Genomic DNA, 246 nt, shown 5'->3' with positions numbered 1-246 from the left:
CGCGCTGCTGGCCCGCTGGCGCGGCGACTTCGAGCGCAACGTGCTGACCGCGGTGCTGCTCACCGAGTCGGTGCGCGACCGGCTGACCCCGGGCGAGGGGCGGGTGGTGACGATCAGTTCGATCGCGGCCCTGCGCGGGGCGGGCTCGTTCGGCGCGGCCAAGGCTTCGCTGCACGCCTGGAACCACTTCCTGGCCGCCCAGCTGGGCCCGTCCGGGATCACCGCCAACATCGTGGCCCCGGGCAC

Annotated in this window: 1 protein-coding gene; it reads left to right on the top strand. The window is 74.8% G+C overall.

Annotated features, from left to right (window positions below):
* The coding region (locus C7C46_RS33305; RefSeq protein WP_146259330.1) for an SDR family oxidoreductase at positions 1-246 on the top strand (246 nt) is incomplete at both ends.

Source organism: Streptomyces tateyamensis, assembly GCF_003205575.1.
Classification (GTDB): Bacteria; Actinomycetota; Actinomycetes; order Streptomycetales; family Streptomycetaceae; genus Kitasatospora; species Kitasatospora tateyamensis.
This window is presented reverse-complemented; position numbering and strand designations above follow the sequence as displayed.